At 43.9% G+C, this 2258-nt stretch carries 2 protein-coding genes; both read left to right on the top strand.

Translation table 11 applies throughout. The features are described 5' to 3' along the window. The first annotated feature begins 26 nt into the window (after positions 1–26). Positions 27–1127 (top strand): LPS export ABC transporter permease LptF, encoded by a 1101-nt coding sequence (gene lptF / locus B9J87_RS09720; RefSeq protein ID WP_013855997.1) that lies wholly within the window; start codon positions 27–29, stop codon positions 1125–1127. 3 nt (positions 1128–1130) lie between these two features. Further along, positions 1131–2201: an LPS export ABC transporter permease LptG gene (lptG, locus tag B9J87_RS09715; protein ID WP_013855998.1), complete on the top strand. Its 1071-nt coding sequence runs from the start codon at positions 1131–1133 to the stop codon at positions 2199–2201. Positions 2202–2258 lie beyond the last annotated feature (57 nt).

Below are 2258 nucleotides of genomic sequence, written 5' to 3'. Positions count from 1 at the left end.
ACAAGTTTTGTATAGGTAATTTCAGCGTGATTATTGTTAGATATTTGATCCGCGAGACACTCAAGAGCCAATTTGCGATCTTTTTCGTACTGTTTCTCGTGTTTCTTAGCCAACGATTTATTCGCGTTTTGGCTGAAGCTTCCGATGGTGACATTCCAGCACGAATGATCTTATCTATTGTGAGTTTAAATATGCCCGCAATGGGGTTATTAATGCTGCCTTTGAGTTTGTATATCGGCATCTTACTGACTTTTGGGCGTTTGTACGCAGAAAGCGAAATTACGGTGATGAATGCCACTGGCATCGGCAATAAATTTTTGATCCGTGCTGCACTCTATTTGGCTTTGATCACTTCAGGTGCTGCAGCATTTAACGCATTCTGGTTGGCGCCTTGGAGCCAAGATAAAGAAGCACAATTAATGGAGCAGCTTGCAGCAGAAAATAGCGTTGATTTGCTACAGAAAGGACAATTTCAACGCACACCAGATGGTTCCTCAGTAGTTTTCATCGAAAATATTGAAAACAAAAAACTGCATAATGTGTTTGTTGCGCAGCTTGCACCAAAGGATTCGATACTCCCGAGTGTGATGTTCTCTAATTCTGGTGATGTTAAAGAGCTCAGTGATGGTCGTCAGATGATCACCATGTATGACGGGATTCGCTATGAAGGCGTGCCAACACGCGTTGATTATATGATCACAAAATTTGACGAATACGAAGGTTTAATTGGGCAGCGTGAAGTTAAACCCAAAGGACGTGATTGGGAGGCGTTACCGACATCCAATCTGCTTTCCAACCCGGATCGAAGAGCGAAAGCTGAGTTGCAATGGCGAATTTCTCTGGTGATTTGTATTCCGTTACTCACCATGCTGGTGGTCCCTTTGTCGGCTGTTAACCCTCGGCAAGGACGCTTTGCGAAAATGGGACCTGCAATCTTAATTTATTTGGCCTATTTTATGGCCATCAGCGCAACCAAGTCTGCCATTGAAGATGGCTCACTTGCTACGGTGATCGGTATGTGGCCAATCAATGCTGCGTTACTTTTGGCGGCGATTTCAGTGAATATCATGGACAGTGTGCCTGTGCGGCGCTTCAAAGATAAACTAAGACTAAAGAAGGCAGCATAACGCGTGTTTAAGATTTTAGATTTATACGTCGGTCGTACTATTGTTGCGACAACCTCGCTAGTGCTGGCGACCTTTGTTGGTTTGTCCGGCATTATCAAATATGTTGAGCAATTGAGAAAAGTCGGGGAAGGAAGCTACGATTTACTGCAAGCTTTACTGTTTGTGGTGTTGAGCATTCCTCGTGATATCGAGATGTTTTTTCCTATGGCCGCCTTACTCGGTGCGTTGATTGGGTTAGGTATGTTGGCATCAAGTTCTGAGCTCGTTGTCATGCAAGCTGCGGGGTTTTCTAAGCTTAATATCGGTATGTCGGTATTAAAAACCGCAGTGCCATTAATGATCATTGTCACCTTGCTTGGCCAATGGGGAGCACCCCAAGCGCAGAAGATGGCGCGAGATCTGCGAGCTTTTTCTCTCTCTGGCGGTAGTATTGTTTCAGTGCGCAGCGGTGTGTGGGCGCGCGATGTGAATGATTTTATCTTTATTGGTAAAATTGATGACAACAAACTCTATGGCTTAAATATGTGGCGCTTTGATAACAATAAGAGTTTGCAAAACATCCTTTTTGCCGAAGAGGTGGATTACGATAAAGACAATCAATGGGTAATGAAAAATGTTCAAATCACCGACATGCGCGATGATGTATTGATAACAAAGCAAACATTACCTGAATACCGTTGGACGACCTCATTAGCTCCAGACAAACTGGCGGTTGTCACGGTCAAGCCTGAAGAGTTGTCACTGAGTGGCTTGTATGATTATGTCAGCTATTTAAAAACGTCGGAGCAAGATGCTTCACGGTACGATCTGGCGTTGTGGCGTAAAATTACTCAACCTTTTTCTATTGCTGTGATGATGCTAATGGCACTGTCGTTTATTTTTGGGCCATTGCGCAGCGTTACTATGGGCGCAAGGATTTTGTCAGGCGTGATTGCAGGCTTTACATTTTATATTTCCAGTGAGTTTTTCGGCCCACTGAGTCTTGTTTATGGTATTCCACCAGTGTTTGGTGCCGTCGCACCAAGTTTGGTGTTTCTCAGCGTTGCCGTAATGTTGTTAAGACGAAAACTCTAAAAATGACAGGTAAGAACTATCAACAAAAAGGAAGGGCAAACCCTGTCTCTTATACAC

It is taken from the genome of Vibrio sp. V19_P1S1T109, from assembly GCF_002241375.1.
Taxonomy (GTDB): Bacteria; Pseudomonadota; Gammaproteobacteria; order Enterobacterales; family Vibrionaceae; genus Vibrio; species Vibrio anguillarum.
This window is presented reverse-complemented; position numbering and strand designations above follow the sequence as displayed.